The organism is Burkholderia sp. Bp8998, assembly GCF_003854235.1.
Taxonomy (GTDB): Bacteria; Pseudomonadota; Gammaproteobacteria; order Burkholderiales; family Burkholderiaceae; genus Burkholderia.
The window spans coordinates 1-17,533 of record NZ_QTQF01000075.1; the positions used below are offsets into that span (position 1 = coordinate 1).

Sequence of the window (17,533 nt, forward strand, 5' to 3'; positions counted from 1 at the left end):
GAGCAAATGGAGCTTTCGCGGCTTCGAGCAGAGAACAAGCGCCTGCAGATGGAGCTTGAGATCGCAAAAAAGGCGGCAGCATACTTCGCGAAGGACCTGCTGTGAGGTATGCCTGGATCGACCGGCAGGTCGGGCAGTATCCGCTGTCGTCGCTGTGCTGGGTGCTGTCGGTCAGCGTGAATGGCTATCGCGCGTGGAAGCGCGGCGGTACGCCGGAACGAACGCGACTGACGGACACGCAGTTGCTGACGCTGATCCGGACGGTGCACGCCAAGGTCAAGGGCGCGTACGGTTCGCCGCGCATGACCGAGGAAATCCGTGATCGAGGCTATCCGGCCAGCAAGGCGCGCGTCGAACGGCTGATGCGTGAGAACGGCATCCGGGCGCGACACAAACGTCGTTACCGGGTGACGACCGATTCGAAGCACAAGCTGCCGGTTGCACCGAATCTGTTGAATCGCGAGTTCACGCCTACTGAGCCGAATCAGGTGTTCAGCTCCGATATCACGTACATCTGGACCGACGAGGGTTGGCTGTACCTGGCCGTGGTACTCGACCTGTTCAACCGGGAGGTGGTGGGCTGGTCCATCAAGTCGCGTATGACGGCGGATCTCGTGACGGACGCGCTGACGATGGCTTGGTTTCGCCGCCGCCCCATGCCGGGCGCCCTGTGTCACTCGGATAGGGGCAGCCCAGTATGCGAGCCACGAGTTCCAGCGCAAGCTGGCCGCGTACGGTATGCGCTGCTCGATGAGCCGCAAGGGAAATTGTTGGGACAATGCCCCTACGGAAAGCTTCTTCAACAGCTTGAAGAACGAACGGGTTCACGCCACGCGCTACCGGACGCACCAGGACGCGAAGGCCGATCTGTTCGAATACATCGAAGTGTTTTACAACCGCAGTCGTCGTCATTCGTCGCTCGGCTTTGTTTCTCCGGAGCGGTTCCTTCGGGACTGGATCAAAGCTCAGCAGACCAAGGACTCCGCTGCATAACTCGGGACCGTTGGAAGGCGAAAAACCGAGGGAAGCTCAGAAGGTCGAATACGCGCATCTGCTTCCAACGCCCTGACGAGTTTTCAAGCAAAGACACGGAACTGCATCGTGTTCGAATCGGCTCAAGAATACGCAGACGCTCTTCCAGTGCGGTAGCGGCGGAATTTGCTGTTGCCGCGTCACCGTGCGCGACGGTCAGGTGCGGAACCGTGCCATCGTGTACGCCGCCGTAGGGACGATACTGGGGAAAGCGTTCAACCAGGGCAGTTGTCAGCGCGACGAACGGCTCGACAGGATCTGGGGTGAGGTAGGTGGTGGCCGGAAACCGACCGATCTGCGTCAACGAGAAATCGAACGCTGGCACAAGGCTCAACGCGCTTTCGATGTGCCGAATGACGTTTGACGTAATTTCGGCGGGTGACATGAACGGAAACAGAAGCGTGATATGTGTCGGCACGCCCAAGCTTGCGGAGGCATCGAAGCGGCGTCGCAGGTCAGCGACGACAGGTTCGGCTGCGGAAACCTCAACGACCAACGCTGATGTGCACATATCGCGATCGGTTCAGGTAGATTTCTTGAGAGTGTGCCACACCAGGTTGAATGTCCGCTCTGGAGTGCGTTCCAGATGGCCGTTGTGGGCGATCTGCGCCGGTCGCGCGTCTCAGGGCCGTGGCCGGCCGAGTTCGGCCAGGAGGCGACGTTCGCTATCGCTGAGGCTGTGCCATTCAGACGACCGCTTCGCATCCGAAGGTGGTCAATCGCCGGCAATTTTCGCTGGCCGGTTTGCCAGCCGTTGCTGTCGTTGGCCCGCTCACTGTTGAACTGTTGGTCGACTCCCAATACCCGCCGTCTATGAATAGACCGTTGCACAAATCGACATCTCTCTGAGTGGAAAGCGCGCTGTCGGGCCGGCACGCCCAGCTACGGACTTCCTGCCCGCCTGAGCACGCACACCGTGCGTGCCGATTACGATTTTCCTTGATCTCCCGATCAGGTGAAATGCCGGTCGCACTTTGTTCGCCCCGCATCGTTTGATTGGTGTGTCGCTCCGAGAGTCAGCGGGGGCGATCACTCGCCCCCATTCTTTGTTCCCTTCGCAGCCAATAAGCCAGTACAACTAACCCCGGCTGAGATTGGCACGCGTTGACATTCTTCTTATTGACCTAACGGACGCTGGATCGAAATTTTATTAGTCACCGACGTTACGCCGGCGACGCTCTTCGCGACATTGCCGACCGTTTCAATCTGTGACGCTTCGGCCACCGTGCCGTTCAGCGTGACTGCGCCGCCTTTCGCGGTAACGCTGATGCTGCCCGCATCGATCTCCTTGTGCTGCGCGAGCGCCGCGTATACTTTGCGCCGCAGCGCGCGGTTTGCCTGCCGCACGGCTTTTGCCGATGTTCCGCCGGACGCGGCGACCGCTGCGCCGCCCGACGTACTCGCCGATGCCCCGACAGGCGCGCTCATCTGCGCCGACACGTCACTCGTCACCGCCGCGATCACGATGCAGAGTACCGCCCTGATGCCGTTCGTCTTCTTCATCGTCGTTCTCCGTTTCGTCTTCAAATTTCCTTTTTGCTTCGTCAGAAGCTATGCCGCATGCCGATCATTGCGGCCGTCGTCGACACACCCGGCGCGACTGGCTGGCCATACGTGATCGTCTGGTTCATCGTGCCGCGGTTCGCGACGTAACCGACCTGCACATACACCATCGTGCGTTTCGACAGGCTGTACTCGGCGCCCGCCGCGTATTCGCTGGAATGGTTCGCGCCGTTGTTGCGATCCTTCAGATAGTAGTACCCGGATGTGATCCGAAAGTACGGCGTGAACTGGTAGCCGAGACCACCCGAGATCATTTCGTAATCCGCGAGTTTAGTGTTTGACGGATTCTTGCCGATCGCATACGACGCCGACACTGACAACCCGCGGAACGTGTATTTCGCGCCCAGGTAATAGAAGCGGTTGTTGTCGAGGCCTGTCGGAGTCGCCGCTGCCGCGTTCGTGTCGTGGGCGTTGTAGTAGACCAACGCGAGATTGAGCCCGTAGTTCGAATACTTGAGCACCGCCGACTCGCGTGTGCCGCCCTGAATCTGCCCCGGAACCCCGCCCGGCGCATATTCGAGCGCAACCGAGGCGCCGTAGAACTTGGGCGATTGATAGACGAGTGCATTGCTGTCATACAACGCACCCATCGGCACATTCGAGTTCGTGCCCGGCCAGCCGGCGACCTGGTTCATACCGAGCCACGCAGTCAGGATGCTGCCGAAATACTGCGCATTGCGCGCGTCGGTTTCGGCCATCGCATAGATCATTGGCGTGAACTGGCGCCCAGCGTCGAACGAGCCGAACGGGCCGGAGATGCCGATCGTCGTCTGCTGATTGAACACGGCGGTACCGCCCGTCGTGTCCGAGAGCCCGAGTTTTCCAGTGCCGCTGTTAAACACCCCCTGCAGCCGAAAGTTCACTTTGTAGCCGCCGCCGATGTCCTCCGTACCCTTCATGCCCCAGATGCTCGAATAGATGCCGGCGTCCTTGAACGCGAACACGTGCCCATTGTTACGTGCAGTCGGGGCGAACGACGCCGCTGACGTACTTTGATACAGCAAGCCGGAATCGATCACACCGTACAGCGTCACTGACGACTGCGCGTGCGCCGCACACGCGAATACCGCGAGAACTGCCCCACCGCTCCATTTCAGTTTCATCGACGTCTCCGCTACCTATTTTGATTGCCGGGTTACCCCGATCTGATATCTGCCGACCTCCAAACGAACCGGGATCGCGGATCCCGGACGACATACTCAATGCTCGTACATCCATTGCGAGAGGCCGAAACACGAAATCCGGCCCCTCTGTCGCAAATGCAACTACAACCTCCAACTGCCCGACTTCGTCCGCCTGTCGCAAAACGGCGGCCTTTCAGCGACCAGCGTCAGACTATGGGCGTATCGAATCACCCATAGTCACGACACTTCAGATTGCTATGCGACCCACGACGGCTGCCCAAGCACGCCGCTCTTTCGGTTCGGGAGATAGCCGACCTTCATGAGCGTCTCGTCGGTGGACTCGTACCATTCGCCGATCCGGTAAATGCGCCGTGCCTCGTCCGCATTGGCTACTTCGCGATACAAGCTGCGCGACATGTTCGCCATGCGTTCTACCTGCTGCACCGACGTCATCCTTTCGCCCTTGCGTCCCCAAAGCGTGTCTTCGATGCCGCAGCGCACGTGGAATCCCGTCGCAATCGCCATCGTCGTCAACGGATGAACGTAGCGCATGAAAGATTCGACAGTGAATACCGCGTTATCCGGCAGGCGATTGATCATTTCCAGCATGTTCCGCGGATTGGGCCCCTCGGATCCGCCGCCGAGCTGCACCCAGTTCACCACCAGCGGCCCCTTGTAGGTGCCGCGCCGGATCAGGCGCTCGATCGATTCCAGCTTGGCGATCTGGCTGATCATGAAGTGAGGCTGAATACGCGCGGCCTGCAGCCGCTTGAGGTGTTCCTCGACGAACAGCGGTCCGGCTTCGTACGACATGTTGCGATACGCCTCGAAGTAGGCCGGCTCGGCCAGGGAGGTTCCCGCGAATTCCTCCTTCGGATGAAGCTCGGTGACGTTCATCGTGGCGTTGTTGACGACGATCGTCACCTGATCCGGCTTGGGATCGAGCGCCGCCAGCATGTGCCGCGTGTCATCCGACAGCCATTTCGCTGCCTGCCCCGAGTCTTCCGGCGCGAACGAAATGGAGCCGCCGACTTGCAGGATCATCTTGGGCACGGCGTCGCGCAACCGGGCGAGCAGCTCGTTGAACATCGACAGGCGCTTGCTCCCCTTGCCGTCGGCTTCGCGCACGTGAACGTGCAGCACGGTCGCCCCGGCGTTGTAGCAATCCACCGCCTTCTGAACCTGTTCGTCCATGCTGACCGGGATGTCATCGGAATCACCCGGAAGAAATTGCGGTCCATAGGGCGCCACCTGGATAACTAAGGGTTCCTGATTTTCCGGCAGCAGCGAATCATCGAGAAATTGCACGATTATCTCCTTACTTGAAGTGGAATGGATCAGCGCAATGCGTGGATCAACTCTTCCGCCATCGGCCATTCGCCGAATCCGGCCGCCGGATTCAAATGGCCGACGTTTCCGAGGTCGACCAGACGGCTTCCCCAATTGACGGCAAACTCGGCGACGCGATCGAAGGTCGCCAGTGGATCATTGCGACTCGCGGCGATAACGCTCGGAAACGGTAGCGTTTTACGCGGAATCGGCAGCCAACCATTCTGCTCCAGAATCTCGCGCGAGACATGCCCGTGCGGCAGTGGCGTCTCGAGATCGGGCGGCGTGGCAAGCAGCGCCCCAAGGATCTCCCGTCGATGCTTGTTCGCCCAATGCACGGTAATCATGACGCCAGCGCTATGCGCAACCAGAATGACGGGGCCGTCGACGCGGGCGAGTGTCGCGTCGAGCGCGGCGACGCGCGCCGCGCAGCTGAGCTTGTCGGTCTCGAGCGGTTCGACCGAAATCGAATTGCTCAACTTTGCTTCCAGCAGCGTTTGCCAATGTTCAGTCACATGGTCACGCAGCCCGGGTACGATGACGATTGTCGGTTCCATCCGGCAGGTTCTCGGTGCGCTCGCCGATCGGCGAAAATTGATTCGAAACGGGCGCTTGCCAGCAACGTAGAGTCGGGTTCCACGAAGCGCCCGCGAGCATTCAATAGGGCTTGGTGCCGATGATTCCGGCACGATCCATCTTTCGATAGCACGGTGGGTAATCCATCACCGCGTAGTGCTGCGTCGCGCTGTTGTCCCAGATCGCTACGCTTTTCGGCTTCCATCGCCACCGGACCTGATACTCCGGGATATACGCCTGACTGATCAGGTAGCGAAGGAGATCCGCGCCTCCTGGGTTCGCGTCCTGCCCATATCGAACATGCTCCGCGGTGTGGAAATTGGTGAAGTGCGTGGTGAATACGTTCACGTACAACACCTTCTCACCCGTCTCCGGATGCGTACGCACGACCGGATGCTCAGCGTCCGGGTACTGCGCCTTTAGCGCCAGACGGTTCTCCATCGGCATCGACGCACCGAAGGTGGCCTCGATGCTGTGACGAGCACGCAGATTCGCAATCTTGTCCTTGATATTGTCAGGCAGCTTTTCGTAAGCAAGCGCCATGTTTGCCCACATTGTGTCGCCCCCGACCGGGGGACATTCGACACACCTGAGCACTGCTCCGAACGGCGGCGCTTCCCGCCAGGTGGCATCGGAGTGCCATGCATTTTCGTAGCGGTCCGGTCGTTGATCCGGCGTCTTGTAAATTCGGACCAGGCCCGGATGCTCGGGGTCGCTGCCCGCGACCGGATGATCCTCGAGTTCGCCGAATCGCTGCGCGAAGGCCACATGCTCCGAGCTGGCGAGATCCTGATCTCTCAGAAACAGCACGCGATGCTTGAGCAGCGCTGTGCGAATCTCGGCAAATAGGCCGTCGTCGTGAATCGCATCAGCCAGTTTCACACCCGTCAGTTCAGCGCCCAAGGCATAGGTCAGTTGCTCGATATGCATAACACTAAGTCTCCTGAATCTTCTTCGGAGCACGGCGCCGAGTGCTCCTCCGTTGTTATTTCAAACGCCATCGTTCCGCAGTCGCGCTGCAAGGGTGCCTATGCTGCAACGTCTCACAATGCCGTGCATGAGAAGCCCTCGGACTCGTGCGGAACTACGTCGAATTCACGGCACCAGCACCGTGGCGCCGGTCGTCTTCCGCGACTCGAGCATGCGATGTGCGTCGGCGGCATCCGCCAGCGCGAAGATCTGTTTCGGCTCACTCTGGATTTTTCCTTCGAGCACCAGGTCGAACAGTTCCTTTGCCATCGACAGCATGTGCGACCGCGGAGTCGCGTAGTGCACCATCGCCGGACGCGTGAACCAGATCGAACCTTTCAGCGCGAGCGCCAGCGCATCGATATGGACCGGTCCGGAACTCGTGCCATTACTGACGAGCGTGCCGCGCACCTGCAGGCTGTCGAGCGACGCCTGTAGCGTGTCTTTTCCGATGGAGTCGAAAACGACCGGCACGCCCTTTCCATCCGTCAGCTCGCGCACACGCTCGGCAATGTTTTCGCGCGACGTGACGATCGTATGTGTACAGCCGTTCGCCTTCGCAATCTCCGCCTTTTCGTCGCTGCTGACGGTGCCGATCATCGTCACACCGAGTGCGCGCGCCCACTGGCAGGCGATCAGACCAACACCGCCGGCAGCAGCGTGATACAGAATGGTCTCACCGCCCTTCAGCGGATAGACCTGACGAAACAGGTATTGCGCTGTCATACCCTTCATGATGAGCGTCGCCGCCGTGCGATCCGAGATGCCGTCGGGCAGCGGAATCAATACCGCGGCAGGCATCACGCGAACGTCGGAATAGGCGCCCTGCGGGCCCATCAGGTAGCCGACGCGATCACCGACCTTGATATCGGTCACATCGGGTCCGACGGCCTCGACAACACCGACTGCATCCGAACCCAGGCCGCTCGGCAACTGCATCGGGTAGTAGCCCGTGCGGTGATAGATGTCGATGAAGTTGACGGCGATGTAGCTATGCCGTACGCGGGCTTGTCCCGGCCCCGGTTCGCCGACCTCCACCTTTTCGAGCTTGAGGACTTCCGGACCGCCGATTTCGTAAAGACGGATTGCATGTGACATGTGACTTCTCCATGAATGGCATCTGCAGTCGATGTCGTGCACCGCAGCCCGGCTGTCGGGGCGATTACCTTGCCCAAAGCCTTGATCTACCGGGGCGGATGCGCGACGAGCTGTTGTTGGCTACTATATGGCAACCCGTAAAGTCGATTTTAGTTTCGGCGCCGTTTTCTTCATTTTTCGCGCCAGCTCGTATAAACCCCGAGGTCTTTCCATGGCAACCGCTCAGCACAGTCAAGCGACAGCAACTGAACCCAAGGCCCGGGCGGCCGCGTTGACGCACTACCTCCAGGTCGCGCTTCGACACGGACTGCCCGCGCATGATTTGTTGCGCAAGTTCGGGCTCGATCCGGCGATGCTGATGAACCGGGAACAACGCATCTCGTTCCTGGCGGTCTGCAAACTGCTTGAGGCTTCCGCGTCCGAGTCCGGCTGTCTGTCTTTCGGCATCCAGATGGCGAAGGCGCGCACGGCCTTCGACTTCGGGATCATCGGCCTCCTGCTCGCGCACAAGCGCACGCTTCGCGAGGTGCTGCTCGCGATGCTGCAATATCGTCACTTGCTGAACGACGCGCTCGGGCTCTACTTCGAAACGACCGGATCGCGGGTTGTGATCGGTGAGCAGATTCTGTGCGACACGGGTGAATGGCCGCGGCAAACGGTCGAGCTTGCGATCGGTGTGCTGACACGCACCTGCGCGGCGATTCTTGGCCCGAACTGGAAGCCGATCAGTGTCCACTTCACGCACCCGGCACCGCCGGACCTGCGCGATCATCGGCACTACTTCGGCTGCCCGGTGATATTCGGAAGCGATTTCAACGGGTTGATTTGCCTCGACAGCGATCTGGACCAACCCAATCCGATGGCGGATCCGGAGTTGGTCAGATATGCGGAGGGACTGGCGAAATCCGTCGACGTGGAAGGTTCTCCGACCATCGCCGCGGAGGTTCGCAACGCGATCTATTTGCTGTTACCTGTCGAACAGGCTGACATCGAGCACGTCGCACGCCAGTTGCATATGAGCGTGCGCTCTCTGCAGCGACACCTGGCCGAAGCGGACACGACGTTCACCGATCTGATCGAAGAAGTGCGCCATGATCTCGCGATTCGCTATATGAGCAACCGGCGGTATTCGATCGGACGCGTTGCCGCGCTGCTCGGCTACACGAGACATGCGTCCTTCACTCAATGGTTCACGAAGCGATTCGGCATGGCGCCGAAGTCGTGGCGAAACGAGCACTGCACGTAGAAGTGGACGACGTGCCGCGCTTGTCCGCCCCCAGAAGATGGGCTCTGCGACGCACCAGGCACTTCGAAACGACGATATGCATGCCGCCGCTCGCGCTCACGGCGACAATACCGGGTCTGGCGACTACGCAGCCATCTGGCGCAAGCGCTTCTTGTCGATCTTGCCGACACTCGTCTTCGGTATTTCTTCGACAAAGACGATGCGGCTCTCTTCCGGAACCGCATAACGACTGATTCGATTCGTCTCGACGTGCTTCATCAGGTGTTCGCGAACGACGGGCGCGCTCACTTCGCGGTCGGCTCTTCTTACCACGAGCGCCAACGGCCGCTCGCCCCATTTCACATCGGGCACACCGATCACCGCGCACTCGACGACGCCCGGCACAAGCGAAATCAAGCGCTCCACGTCGATCGACGACACCCATTCGCCGCCGGTCTTGATCACGTCCTTGATACGGTCCACGATCTGCACGAATCCATCCGGATGCATCACCGCAATATCCTGCGTGTGGAGATAGCCCCCGGCCCACAACGCCTCTGACGCATCCGGCTTGTTGTTGTAGCCGCCCGTCAGGAAAGGAGCGCGAAGAATGATCTCCCCAGGACTCTTGCCGTCGCGCGGCACGTCGTTCATGTTTTCGTCGACGACGCGAAAGTCGACCATCGCAACAGGGCGTCCGGTCGAACAGCGCATCTGCAATTCCTTATGGTAATTGGCGGCGGTGTCGTCCCGATTGCGCGATGCGAACCCCGGCAGCAATTGCGCGAGCGCGACGATCGGGCCTGTTTCCGACATTCCATACCCCGTGAAGACGTCGATGCCGCGCGCCATCGCCGCATCGCAAAGCGAGGGCGACAGCGCAGAACCGCCGATGATGAGCTTCCACCCCGACAGTGCGCTGTTGTCTTCCGGCGCGGCATGCAGAAGCATCTGGAGGATCGTCGGCACGCAATGAGAGAACGTGACTTTCTCCGTTTCGCGCAATCGGAGCAACACCTCCGGTACGTAGCGACCGGGCAGGACGGTCTTGAGCCCGAGCATGATCGCGATGTATGGCATCCCCCATGCGAGGACGTGAAACATCGGCGTGATCGGCATGTAGACATCTTCGCGATGCAGTCGCTGCCCGTCGCGCGGCGCACACAAGCTCATTGCGGTCGACATCGCATGCATGACGATGTTCCGGTGGCTATAGCTGACCCCTTTCGGATCCCCGGTCGTACCCGTCGTATAAAAAACCGCGGCCTTCGTGTTCTCGTCGAACTCCCCGAATACGAACTCTGGCGACGCCTGCTCCAGCAAGGCCTCATATTCGCCTGCAACCGGCAGGTCGGTCTTCGGCATCGGCTGACTGTCTGCCAGAATAATCACGCGGCGTACGAACCGCAGCTCTCCCCAAATCTGGGACAGCATCTCAACAAAATCCGCATGAACGAGAACGACCTCCGCTTCCGAATCGTTCAGCGTGTAAAGGATTTGTTGAGGCGACAGCCGCACGTTCACCGTGAAGAGCGTCGCTCCCATCATCGGAATCGCGAAATAGCTCTCCAGATAGCGATGACTGTCCCAGTCCATGACTGCGACGGTAGACCCGTGTCGAACGTCGAGCGACGTCAGTGCCGACGCAAGCTGGCAAAGACGGCGATCGAAGTCGCGGAAGCGGTAGCGCAATTCACCACGATATGTGATCTCCTGGTCGCCATGGAGGCTTCGGGCATTGAGCAGCAACTGCTTGATGAGAAGCGGGTAGTTGTAGGCCGACGGCGTCGCGGCAACGAGATTGTTTTGCATATGTGTCTCCACCTTGCGCAGGATATGTCTTTGTTATCGGATGGGCGGAAAGTGCTTCAGGCCGTCCGAGACGGTTCGCCGACGAGCATCACGAACTGTCCTTCACGCTCCTGAACAGGGAATTTCTTCGGACAAAGGCCCGATGCTTTCGACTCAAGACCCTCGCGCAGATCGAAGCGCATCCCGTGTGCGGGACAGCGCAGCATGTGTCCGTCCAGTTGGCCGCTGGCCAGCGACGCACCGTTGTGCGGACACGAATTGTCGACGGCAAAGACCTTTCCGTCGATGTTGAAGACGACGATGCTGGCGCCATCGACAAAGACGAGCTTGCGCTGCCCTGGACGCAGTTCTTCAACCGGTGCAATCGGGATACAACGTGACATGGCTTACAGTCTCCAGCGGAATTTTGAACGCCATCAAAGTCGACGGGCGCACTTCACCGATTGCGGCCACTATTGGCTCGATGCGAGCTTGTGAGCATCACCGAATCGCTGTACGCAGCCGAGCGCGAACTCGCGGAACCACGCCAGGCTGTCCGGATTCGCCATCGTGTCGGGGTTCACAACCTTCTCGATCGGATGCCCCAACAGCAGCTTCTTGATCGGCAACTCCATCTTTTTGCCGGACATCGTGCGAGGAATGGCGGGCACCTGGAGCACTTCGTTCGGTACGTGCCGTGCGGATAGCGCTGCCTTGATCCGGTCGCGGATCATTACGGTCAACTCCGGAGTCAATTCGACGCCTTGGCGCAGCACCACGAACAAAGGCATATAGGACTCGCGCCCGAGGTATTCGAGATCGACGACCATGCTGTCCAGCACCTCGGGGAAGTCTTCCACCGCGCGGTACAACTCGCTAGTCCCCATTCGGATACCGTATCGATTGATCGTTGCATCGGAACGGCCGTAGATAATTGCGCCACCACGCGGCGTGATGCGCACCCAGTCGCCGTGACGCCAGATGCCGGGGTATGTGTCGAAGTAGCTGTCGCGGTAGCGTCGATGATCCTCGTCATTCCAGAAATAAAGCGGCATGGATGGCATCGGCGCGGTGCAGACCAATTCGCCGACCTCGTCGATCAGCGCATGGCCTGCGTCATCGAAAGCCTCGACGCGGGCACCAAGGCAGCGGCACTGCATTTCACCGAGGTAAACCGGCAATGTCGGCACGCCGGCGACGAAACAACCGGCGAAGTCGGTGCCCCCGGAAAGCGCATTGATCCACACGTCTCCGACATGATCGAGAATCCATCGGTAGCCTTCCGGCGACAACGGAGACCCGGTGGACCCCACTGCGCGCAGATGCGAAAGATCGGCGGCTTCGTGCGGCTCCACGCCAGCCTTGACGCAGCTCTGGAAGTAAGCGGCGCCGGCGCCGAAGAAGTTGATGCGTGCGTCGCCAACGAAACGCCACAGCGCGTTCATATCGGGGTAGCCGGGGTTGCCGTCGTAAAGGCATGCAGTCGCGCCCGCAAGCAGCCCGCCAACCTGGAGGTTCCACATGATCCATCCGGTGCTCGCATTCCAATGAAAGCGGTCCCCCGGACGCAGGTCCAGATGAAGCGTCGTGAGCTTCACATGCTCGAGCACGATCCCGCCGTGCGAATGGACAATCGGTTTGGGCAAACCCGTTGTACCTGACGAATAAACGATCCAGAGCGGATGATCGAACGGAACATCGTCGGCCAGTAGCGGTGCATCACCTGCGATCGCGTCGGCCCAGTCAACGCCATGCGCGAAGGAAACGGCGCGAGCATGCGGGTCGAGATTCGGCACCAGGACGACATGCTCCACGCTGGGCAGTTCGCCAAGCAATGCATGCAGCAATTCGCGCCGGTCGTACGACTTGCCGCCGTACCGATAGCCGTCGACCGCGATCATGACCTTGGGCTCAATCTGGCGGAAGCGATCCAGAACGGCCAGCTGCCCCATGTCCGGCGCACATGCCGACCAGATCGCACCGACGCTGACCGTCGCAAGGAACGCTACGATCGTCTCGGGTGTATTGGGCATGAAAGCGGCGACTCGGTCGCCACGCCCCATTCCCAGCCGCCTCAACGTAGCCGCAAGCGCAGCGACTTGCTGCTCCAGCTCGTCCCAGCTCAGCTCGCGCTGATCGCCCGCCTCGTTGCGAAACAAAATCGCGGGTGAGGTCAGATCAGCGTGCCGAAACACTTGCTCGACGTAATTCATCCGCACACCGGGGAACCACTTCGCGCCCGGCATTGCGGCGCCGTCCAGCGCTTCGCCGCGCGGCTCGACTGAAATGATGTCCGCCCAATCCCACAGGGCAGACCAGAACGTGTCGACATGATCGACCGACCAGCGCCACAGTTCGGCGTAGTTGCTGAAAGACAAGTTGCGCTCGACGCAGAGCCAATGCATGAACGCCGTGATGCGCGCCGAATCGATGGTATCGGCGGAGGGCAGCCACGCTGGCTGATCCGTCGTCGCGGCGTTCGGTGAAGCCGACTGAATTTGAGTGCTGAAGTGATTCATCGCCAGTCCAGAATGGAAGCCGAAATTCGATACGGTTGGTCAACCCGAGCGCATCGATCAGGCCGATACCGCAGTGGGTGATACGGAGGTCGTGGCCGCATCCAAGTGAACCCCGACGACCCGAGCCATATCGGATTCGTAGGTGTGTCGTGCCCGCAGGAAGCACAACGCGGCGACAATGCCGAACGCTGGCATGATCGCGAGTGCGGTCTGCAGGCCCCACAGATCGGAAAACAAACCGCCCAGAATCGGGCCGACGGCAAGGCCGAAGAGATTCTGGAACAGCGACAGAATCGACGCGCCGGTCGCACGAACGCCCGGGTGGACGACGTCGTAGATCACACCTGCCGACGGCGCCAGCGTGCATGTCATCAGAAATCCGCCGAACGCGACGAGCAGGAATTGATATGGCGACGACGCGGCTACCGTGAAGGCAATCAGGAAGATCACGAACGTCACAACAGCAAGCGACGCCACCATGACGAGCTTCTTGGTATGCCCGCGGGCACCGAGGCGATCAGCAAGATTGCCCCACAGGATCCCGCCAAGGGCGCCGCAAAGCACGACCAGCGCGGCTTCCCGTGCTGCCCGATCGGGCGCGACCGAATGGAATCGCATGAAATAGCTCGGCAGCCACGACCAAATGGTCGACACGACGATCAATTGAAAAGCCGCGCCCAGACATGTCCACCAGATCGTCGCCGAGCCGAGCAGAGTTCCGACGACCTGACGAACCGTCGCCAACGCTGCCGGACGAGATTGCCCTGAATGAGGTGTCAGCGAGACGGTCTTGTAATCCGGAACCAGCAGATATAACAGGGCAAGCACGAGACCAGGCACTCCGACCACGCCGAATGCCGCACGCCACCCCCAATACTTTGCGACTTCCGCGCCCAACAGCACCCCAAGCACGGAGCCGAGCGACGCAGCGGCCAACAGACCACCCTGAAGCGTTGCGCGCAGGCGCCGGGGAAACAGGCTGGCGAGCAGCGCGCCGCCCACCGAACCGTAGCCCGTTTCACCGACACCGACGAGCGCGCGTGCGGCAAACATCTCGCCGTAGTTGCGCGCGAACATGCACGAAATCGACGCGAGACTCCACAGAGAAGCCATCAGGAAAATGCTTTTGACCCGGCTGATCCGATCGGCCAGCAACGCTACTGGCAAACCGCCGAGCGCAACGACAATCGAAATGACCGAGACCAGCGCACCAAGCTGCTTGTCAGATAAATTCCAGGCCGACTTCAAGTGGGGAAACAGAGATACGACGACCTGACGGTCGATGTAATCAAACAGCATCAGCGCAAACGTCATTGCGAACGCGAACCATGCCCGTGGACGGCTGACGAGGTAGTCGTCACGATCCGCGGCGTGATGTTCGGTTGGATACAAGTTCATTGATGTCTCCGGCATAAGGGCATTCGCGCAAGTCGATGCCTCTTTGATATTTGCCAATACTTCGATGCAGTCGATATGACTGCAGGGGCGGCCCCTTGGGGGACCCTGTCTCCTTGTTGTTCGGTTACTTCAAAGCGACTGTCGAGCTACGCATGCCTAACCGGCAGCGCGTTCCGGGTGGGGCGCTTACCGCGCCCCACACCATTATGCGGCGCGCAGCGGCACGCTTTTCACGCCGGGCGCGCGATTGGGTGCCATGCCGAGCTTCCGCAAGGTTTCGTCCGTGCTGCTCCAGAACTTGCCCGTCTGGTAGATGCGATGAGCATCTTCGCCAGTGGCGACCTCACGATTCAGTTCTCGGGCGATGCGCACCATTTTCTCGATTTGCTGCACCGACGACGCACGCTTGCCGTCCGGGCCGTTGAGCGTGTCTTCGATACCGACACGCACGTGCAGCCCTAGCGCGATAGCCATCGTGGTCATCGGCACGACATTGCGGTTCAACGACTCGATCGTCAGCACGGCACCGTCCGGCGTACGACGCACAAACTCGAGCATGTCCGCCGGATGCAGACCGGAGGCCCCCCCGCCAATCGCCACATAGTTCAGAATCAGCGGCCCCTTGTAGACGCCCGCGCGAATCATGCGCTCGACCGTTTCCAGGCTCGTCATCGTGCCCAGCATGAAATGCGGCTGAATGCCGTTGGCGACCAGACGCCGGATGTGTTCTTCGTGCCACGAAGGATTGGACGGAACAATCATGTCGCGATACGCAGCCTGCATGGCCGGATCGGCCAGCGAGGTACCCGCGTAGTCTTCCTCTCTCATCAACTCCATCAGGTTGAACTGTGTGGTGTTGATCGCGACCGTCACTTGGTCCGGCTTCGGGTCCAGTTCGGCCAGCATGTGGCGCGTATCGTCGCTAAGCCACTTGGCCGCCTGCCCCTCGTTTTCCGGCGCGAACGAAATCGAACCGCCGACCTGCAGCACCATTTGCGGCACCGCTTCGCGCAGACGCGCTAGCATTTCGTTGAACATCGAGAGGCGCTTGCTGCCCTTACCGTTGGGTTCACGTACATGAACGTGAAGGACAGTCGCGCCAGCGTTGTAGCAATCGACGGCTTTCTGAACCTGCTCGTCCATCGTCACCGGAATATCGTCCGAATCGCCGGGAAGCCATTGCGGCCCATACGGTGCAACCTGAATGACCAACTTTTCCTGGTTTTCCGGCAACAGGGAATCGTCTAGGAATTGCATGTCTCGTGCTCCTCTTCGGTGCGAGTTATGTTCGAACGCGGCCCGGCGGTGTGTAGTCACGCGATCCGCGACTGTCGAAGGTCGATGGAAAGCGCGTCGAGCCGTTGTTGGGAACTATATGGCAGCCCGGAAAACGAATTTTAGTTTTCATGCCAATTTTTTCTTTTCACGCGCCATATCGCGTAAACCCCCAAAAGTCTCCCTTCGCTCGAAAATCGTCCTCCAATTTGCTCGCACGGAAAAATAGCGGGCACTAAGATCCGCGTATGGATTGCCGAAAACAGCCAGCATCGACGATCGATACGTCACATGGTCGCTTCAGTGAACAAATTTCCGGACACGGCGTCAGCTTCTGAACAAGTTCTATCTGTCCGAGCGTGGTGGCGTCCAGCAGGCCGCAGGTCTGTCTGAACACGAGACCGCCAGAGTCTGCGAGGCGGACGCGCAATTGTCATCAACCGAGCATCCGTAATGACCGAGAGGCTGCGACGACGTTGGTGAAGCGGATGTCCGATTGACTTCGGAAGCAACCGTCGAGGTAGCGCTAGCTTGATCGCCCGTTTCGGGTCGGTTAGCGACCGCCCGACGGAGCGCAGACTGGATCTCCCGTCGACCGAAAGGAGATTGTCATGAAAACCGAGAGCCTGACTACCGGTCATCGTGTGCATGGAACAAGGGCAAACTTACCGGGCAAAAGCCCCCGTTGAAGCTCCGAGAGATCTGGGCGATTCGGACGAGGCTTCAGATGGCGTCGAACATTCGTGAACTGGCGATTTTCAACCTCGCGATCGACAGCAAGCTGCGGGCGTGCGACCTGACGCGGCTGCAAGTGCAGGATGTCTGCCCGGGCAGTCATGTCGGATCTCGGGCGACAGTCATGCAGCAGAAGACGCAGCGGCCGGTGCAGTTCGAGATAACGGAGCAGACTCGCCAGAGCCTCGAAGGCTGGATCGGGTCGCGGGGCTTGAAGGCTGCCGACTATCTTTTTCCCAGTCGCTTGCATGCTTCGCCGCATCTGTCGACACGGCAATATGCCCGACTGGTACATCGCTGGGTCGCCGCGATTGGACTCGACGATACCGCGTATGGCACCCACACGATGCGCCGCACAAAGGCTTCACTGATTTATAGGCGAACGAAGAATCTGCGGGCGGTACAACTGCTGCTCGGACATTCCAAACTCGAAAGTACGGTTCGCTACCTCGGCATTGAAGTCGACGATGCCCTCGAGATGGCGGAGCAGACCGAAGTTTGATGGCGTGACGGCCGGCGAGCGGTCGCTTGCCGGCCAGGAGGCGTCATCTGCGCGTACCATCGCGCAGACATTCAGGCGTCGGTTCCACTCAGACACCGGCCGTTCAACCCGTCGAAGATTTGCTTGTCGATCGTTGGCCCTGTTGCGCCGGCACGCATGCCTGCCAGCACCGCTCGGTCTGGCGTCGGCTTGCGTCCTGCATATCGGCGGTTCCGCGGCGCTCGCTTTGGCAGCAAAGGCTCGATGAGTGACAACAGCTCGTCGTCTATCAGTTCTTGGTGCACCGCTTCCTGTCACGTAATTTCGCAACAGCTTCTTAGGGAATGTCTGCAAAACCTTCGCGTGACGGCGGCATGTGAGACAGTAGCGGCATGAAACAGATCAGCCTTGTTGGAAC

Annotated in this window: 14 protein-coding genes and 2 pseudogenes; 3 read left to right on the top strand and 13 right to left on the bottom strand. The window is 60.0% G+C overall.

Going from position 1 to position 17,533, the window contains the following annotated elements; genetic code table 11:
- Positions 1–993: pseudogene (locus DIE06_RS36360) on the top strand (IS3 family transposase); the annotation flags it as partial.
- Here DIE06_RS36360 and DIE06_RS36365 read toward each other — a convergent pair.
- The 7 genes from DIE06_RS36365 to DIE06_RS36395 all read right to left on the bottom strand — a co-directional run bounded on the left by DIE06_RS36365 (position 959) and on the right by DIE06_RS36395 (position 7,691).
- Complete coding sequence (locus DIE06_RS36365) at positions 959–1,543, bottom strand: 2'-5' RNA ligase family protein (protein ID WP_124665541.1); 585 nt, start codon at positions 1,541–1,543, stop codon at positions 959–961. The pseudogene DIE06_RS36360 and the gene DIE06_RS36365 sit on opposite strands and share 35 nt — an antisense overlap.
- 605 nt (positions 1,544–2,148) lie before the next feature.
- Complete coding sequence (locus DIE06_RS36370) at positions 2,149–2,496, bottom strand: BON domain-containing protein (protein WP_260433886.1); 348 nt, start codon at positions 2,494–2,496, stop codon at positions 2,149–2,151.
- An 80-nt stretch (positions 2,497–2,576) separates the two neighbouring features.
- A complete protein-coding gene (locus DIE06_RS36375; protein ID WP_124665543.1) occupies positions 2,577–3,698 on the bottom strand; it encodes a porin in 1,122 nt (373 codons plus the stop codon).
- A 276-nt stretch (positions 3,699–3,974) separates the two neighbouring features.
- Positions 3,975–5,027, bottom strand: a complete 1,053-nt coding sequence (locus tag DIE06_RS36380; protein ID WP_124665544.1) for a 3-keto-5-aminohexanoate cleavage protein — start codon at positions 5,025–5,027, stop codon at positions 3,975–3,977.
- A 29-nt stretch (positions 5,028–5,056) separates the two neighbouring features.
- A complete protein-coding gene (locus DIE06_RS36385) occupies positions 5,057–5,605 on the bottom strand; it encodes an alpha/beta hydrolase (protein ID WP_124665545.1) in 549 nt (182 codons plus the stop codon).
- A 100-nt stretch (positions 5,606–5,705) separates the two neighbouring features.
- Entirely contained in the window at positions 5,706–6,554 is an 849-nt protein-coding gene (locus DIE06_RS36390; RefSeq protein ID WP_124665546.1) for a TauD/TfdA family dioxygenase, read from the bottom strand.
- A gap of 165 nt (positions 6,555–6,719) precedes the next feature.
- Positions 6,720–7,691 carry a quinone oxidoreductase gene (locus DIE06_RS36395; protein ID WP_124665547.1) on the bottom strand — a complete coding sequence of 324 codons (972 nt, stop codon included), beginning with the start codon at positions 7,689–7,691 and terminating at the stop codon, positions 6,720–6,722.
- A gap of 211 nt (positions 7,692–7,902) precedes the next feature.
- Here DIE06_RS36395 and DIE06_RS36400 point away from each other — a divergent pair, with 211 nt between their 5' ends.
- Positions 7,903–8,937 (top strand): AraC family transcriptional regulator, encoded by a 1,035-nt coding sequence (locus DIE06_RS36400; RefSeq protein ID WP_124665548.1) that lies wholly within the window; start codon positions 7,903–7,905, stop codon positions 8,935–8,937.
- A gap of 123 nt (positions 8,938–9,060) precedes the next feature.
- Here DIE06_RS36400 and DIE06_RS36405 read toward each other — a convergent pair whose 3' ends face one another.
- From DIE06_RS36405 to DIE06_RS36425, 5 genes are all read right to left on the bottom strand, one after another.
- Positions 9,061–10,728 carry a fatty acid--CoA ligase gene (locus DIE06_RS36405; RefSeq protein ID WP_124665549.1) on the bottom strand — a complete coding sequence of 556 codons (1,668 nt, stop codon included), beginning with the start codon at positions 10,726–10,728 and terminating at the stop codon, positions 9,061–9,063.
- A gap of 56 nt (positions 10,729–10,784) precedes the next feature.
- The gene (locus tag DIE06_RS36410; protein WP_124665550.1) at positions 10,785–11,111 is read right to left on the bottom strand and encodes a Rieske 2Fe-2S domain-containing protein; all 327 of its coding nucleotides are present in this window, start codon (positions 11,109–11,111) and stop codon (positions 10,785–10,787) included.
- Positions 11,112–11,180: 69 nt separating this feature from the next.
- Positions 11,181–13,226 carry an acetoacetate--CoA ligase gene (locus DIE06_RS36415; RefSeq protein ID WP_124665551.1) on the bottom strand — a complete coding sequence of 682 codons (2,046 nt, stop codon included), beginning with the start codon at positions 13,224–13,226 and terminating at the stop codon, positions 11,181–11,183.
- Positions 13,227–13,283: 57 nt separating this feature from the next.
- Positions 13,284–14,624 carry an MFS transporter gene (locus tag DIE06_RS36420; RefSeq protein WP_124665552.1) on the bottom strand — a complete coding sequence of 447 codons (1,341 nt, stop codon included), beginning with the start codon at positions 14,622–14,624 and terminating at the stop codon, positions 13,284–13,286.
- Positions 14,625–14,828: 204 nt separating this feature from the next.
- Complete coding sequence (locus DIE06_RS36425; RefSeq protein ID WP_124665553.1) at positions 14,829–15,881, bottom strand: 3-keto-5-aminohexanoate cleavage protein; 1,053 nt, start codon at positions 15,879–15,881, stop codon at positions 14,829–14,831.
- Between the two features lie 745 nt (positions 15,882–16,626).
- On the opposite strand from DIE06_RS36425, the gene DIE06_RS36430 reads away from it, so the two are divergent.
- Positions 16,627–17,136, top strand: coding sequence for a tyrosine-type recombinase/integrase (locus DIE06_RS36430; RefSeq protein WP_260433887.1), 510 nt, complete (start codon positions 16,627–16,629; stop codon positions 17,134–17,136).
- Positions 17,137–17,296: 160 nt separating this feature from the next.
- On the opposite strand, the pseudogene DIE06_RS36435 reads toward DIE06_RS36430, so the two are convergent.
- Positions 17,297–17,420: pseudogene (locus tag DIE06_RS36435) on the bottom strand (IS5/IS1182 family transposase); the annotation flags it as partial.
- Positions 17,421–17,533: the final 113 nt, after the last annotated feature.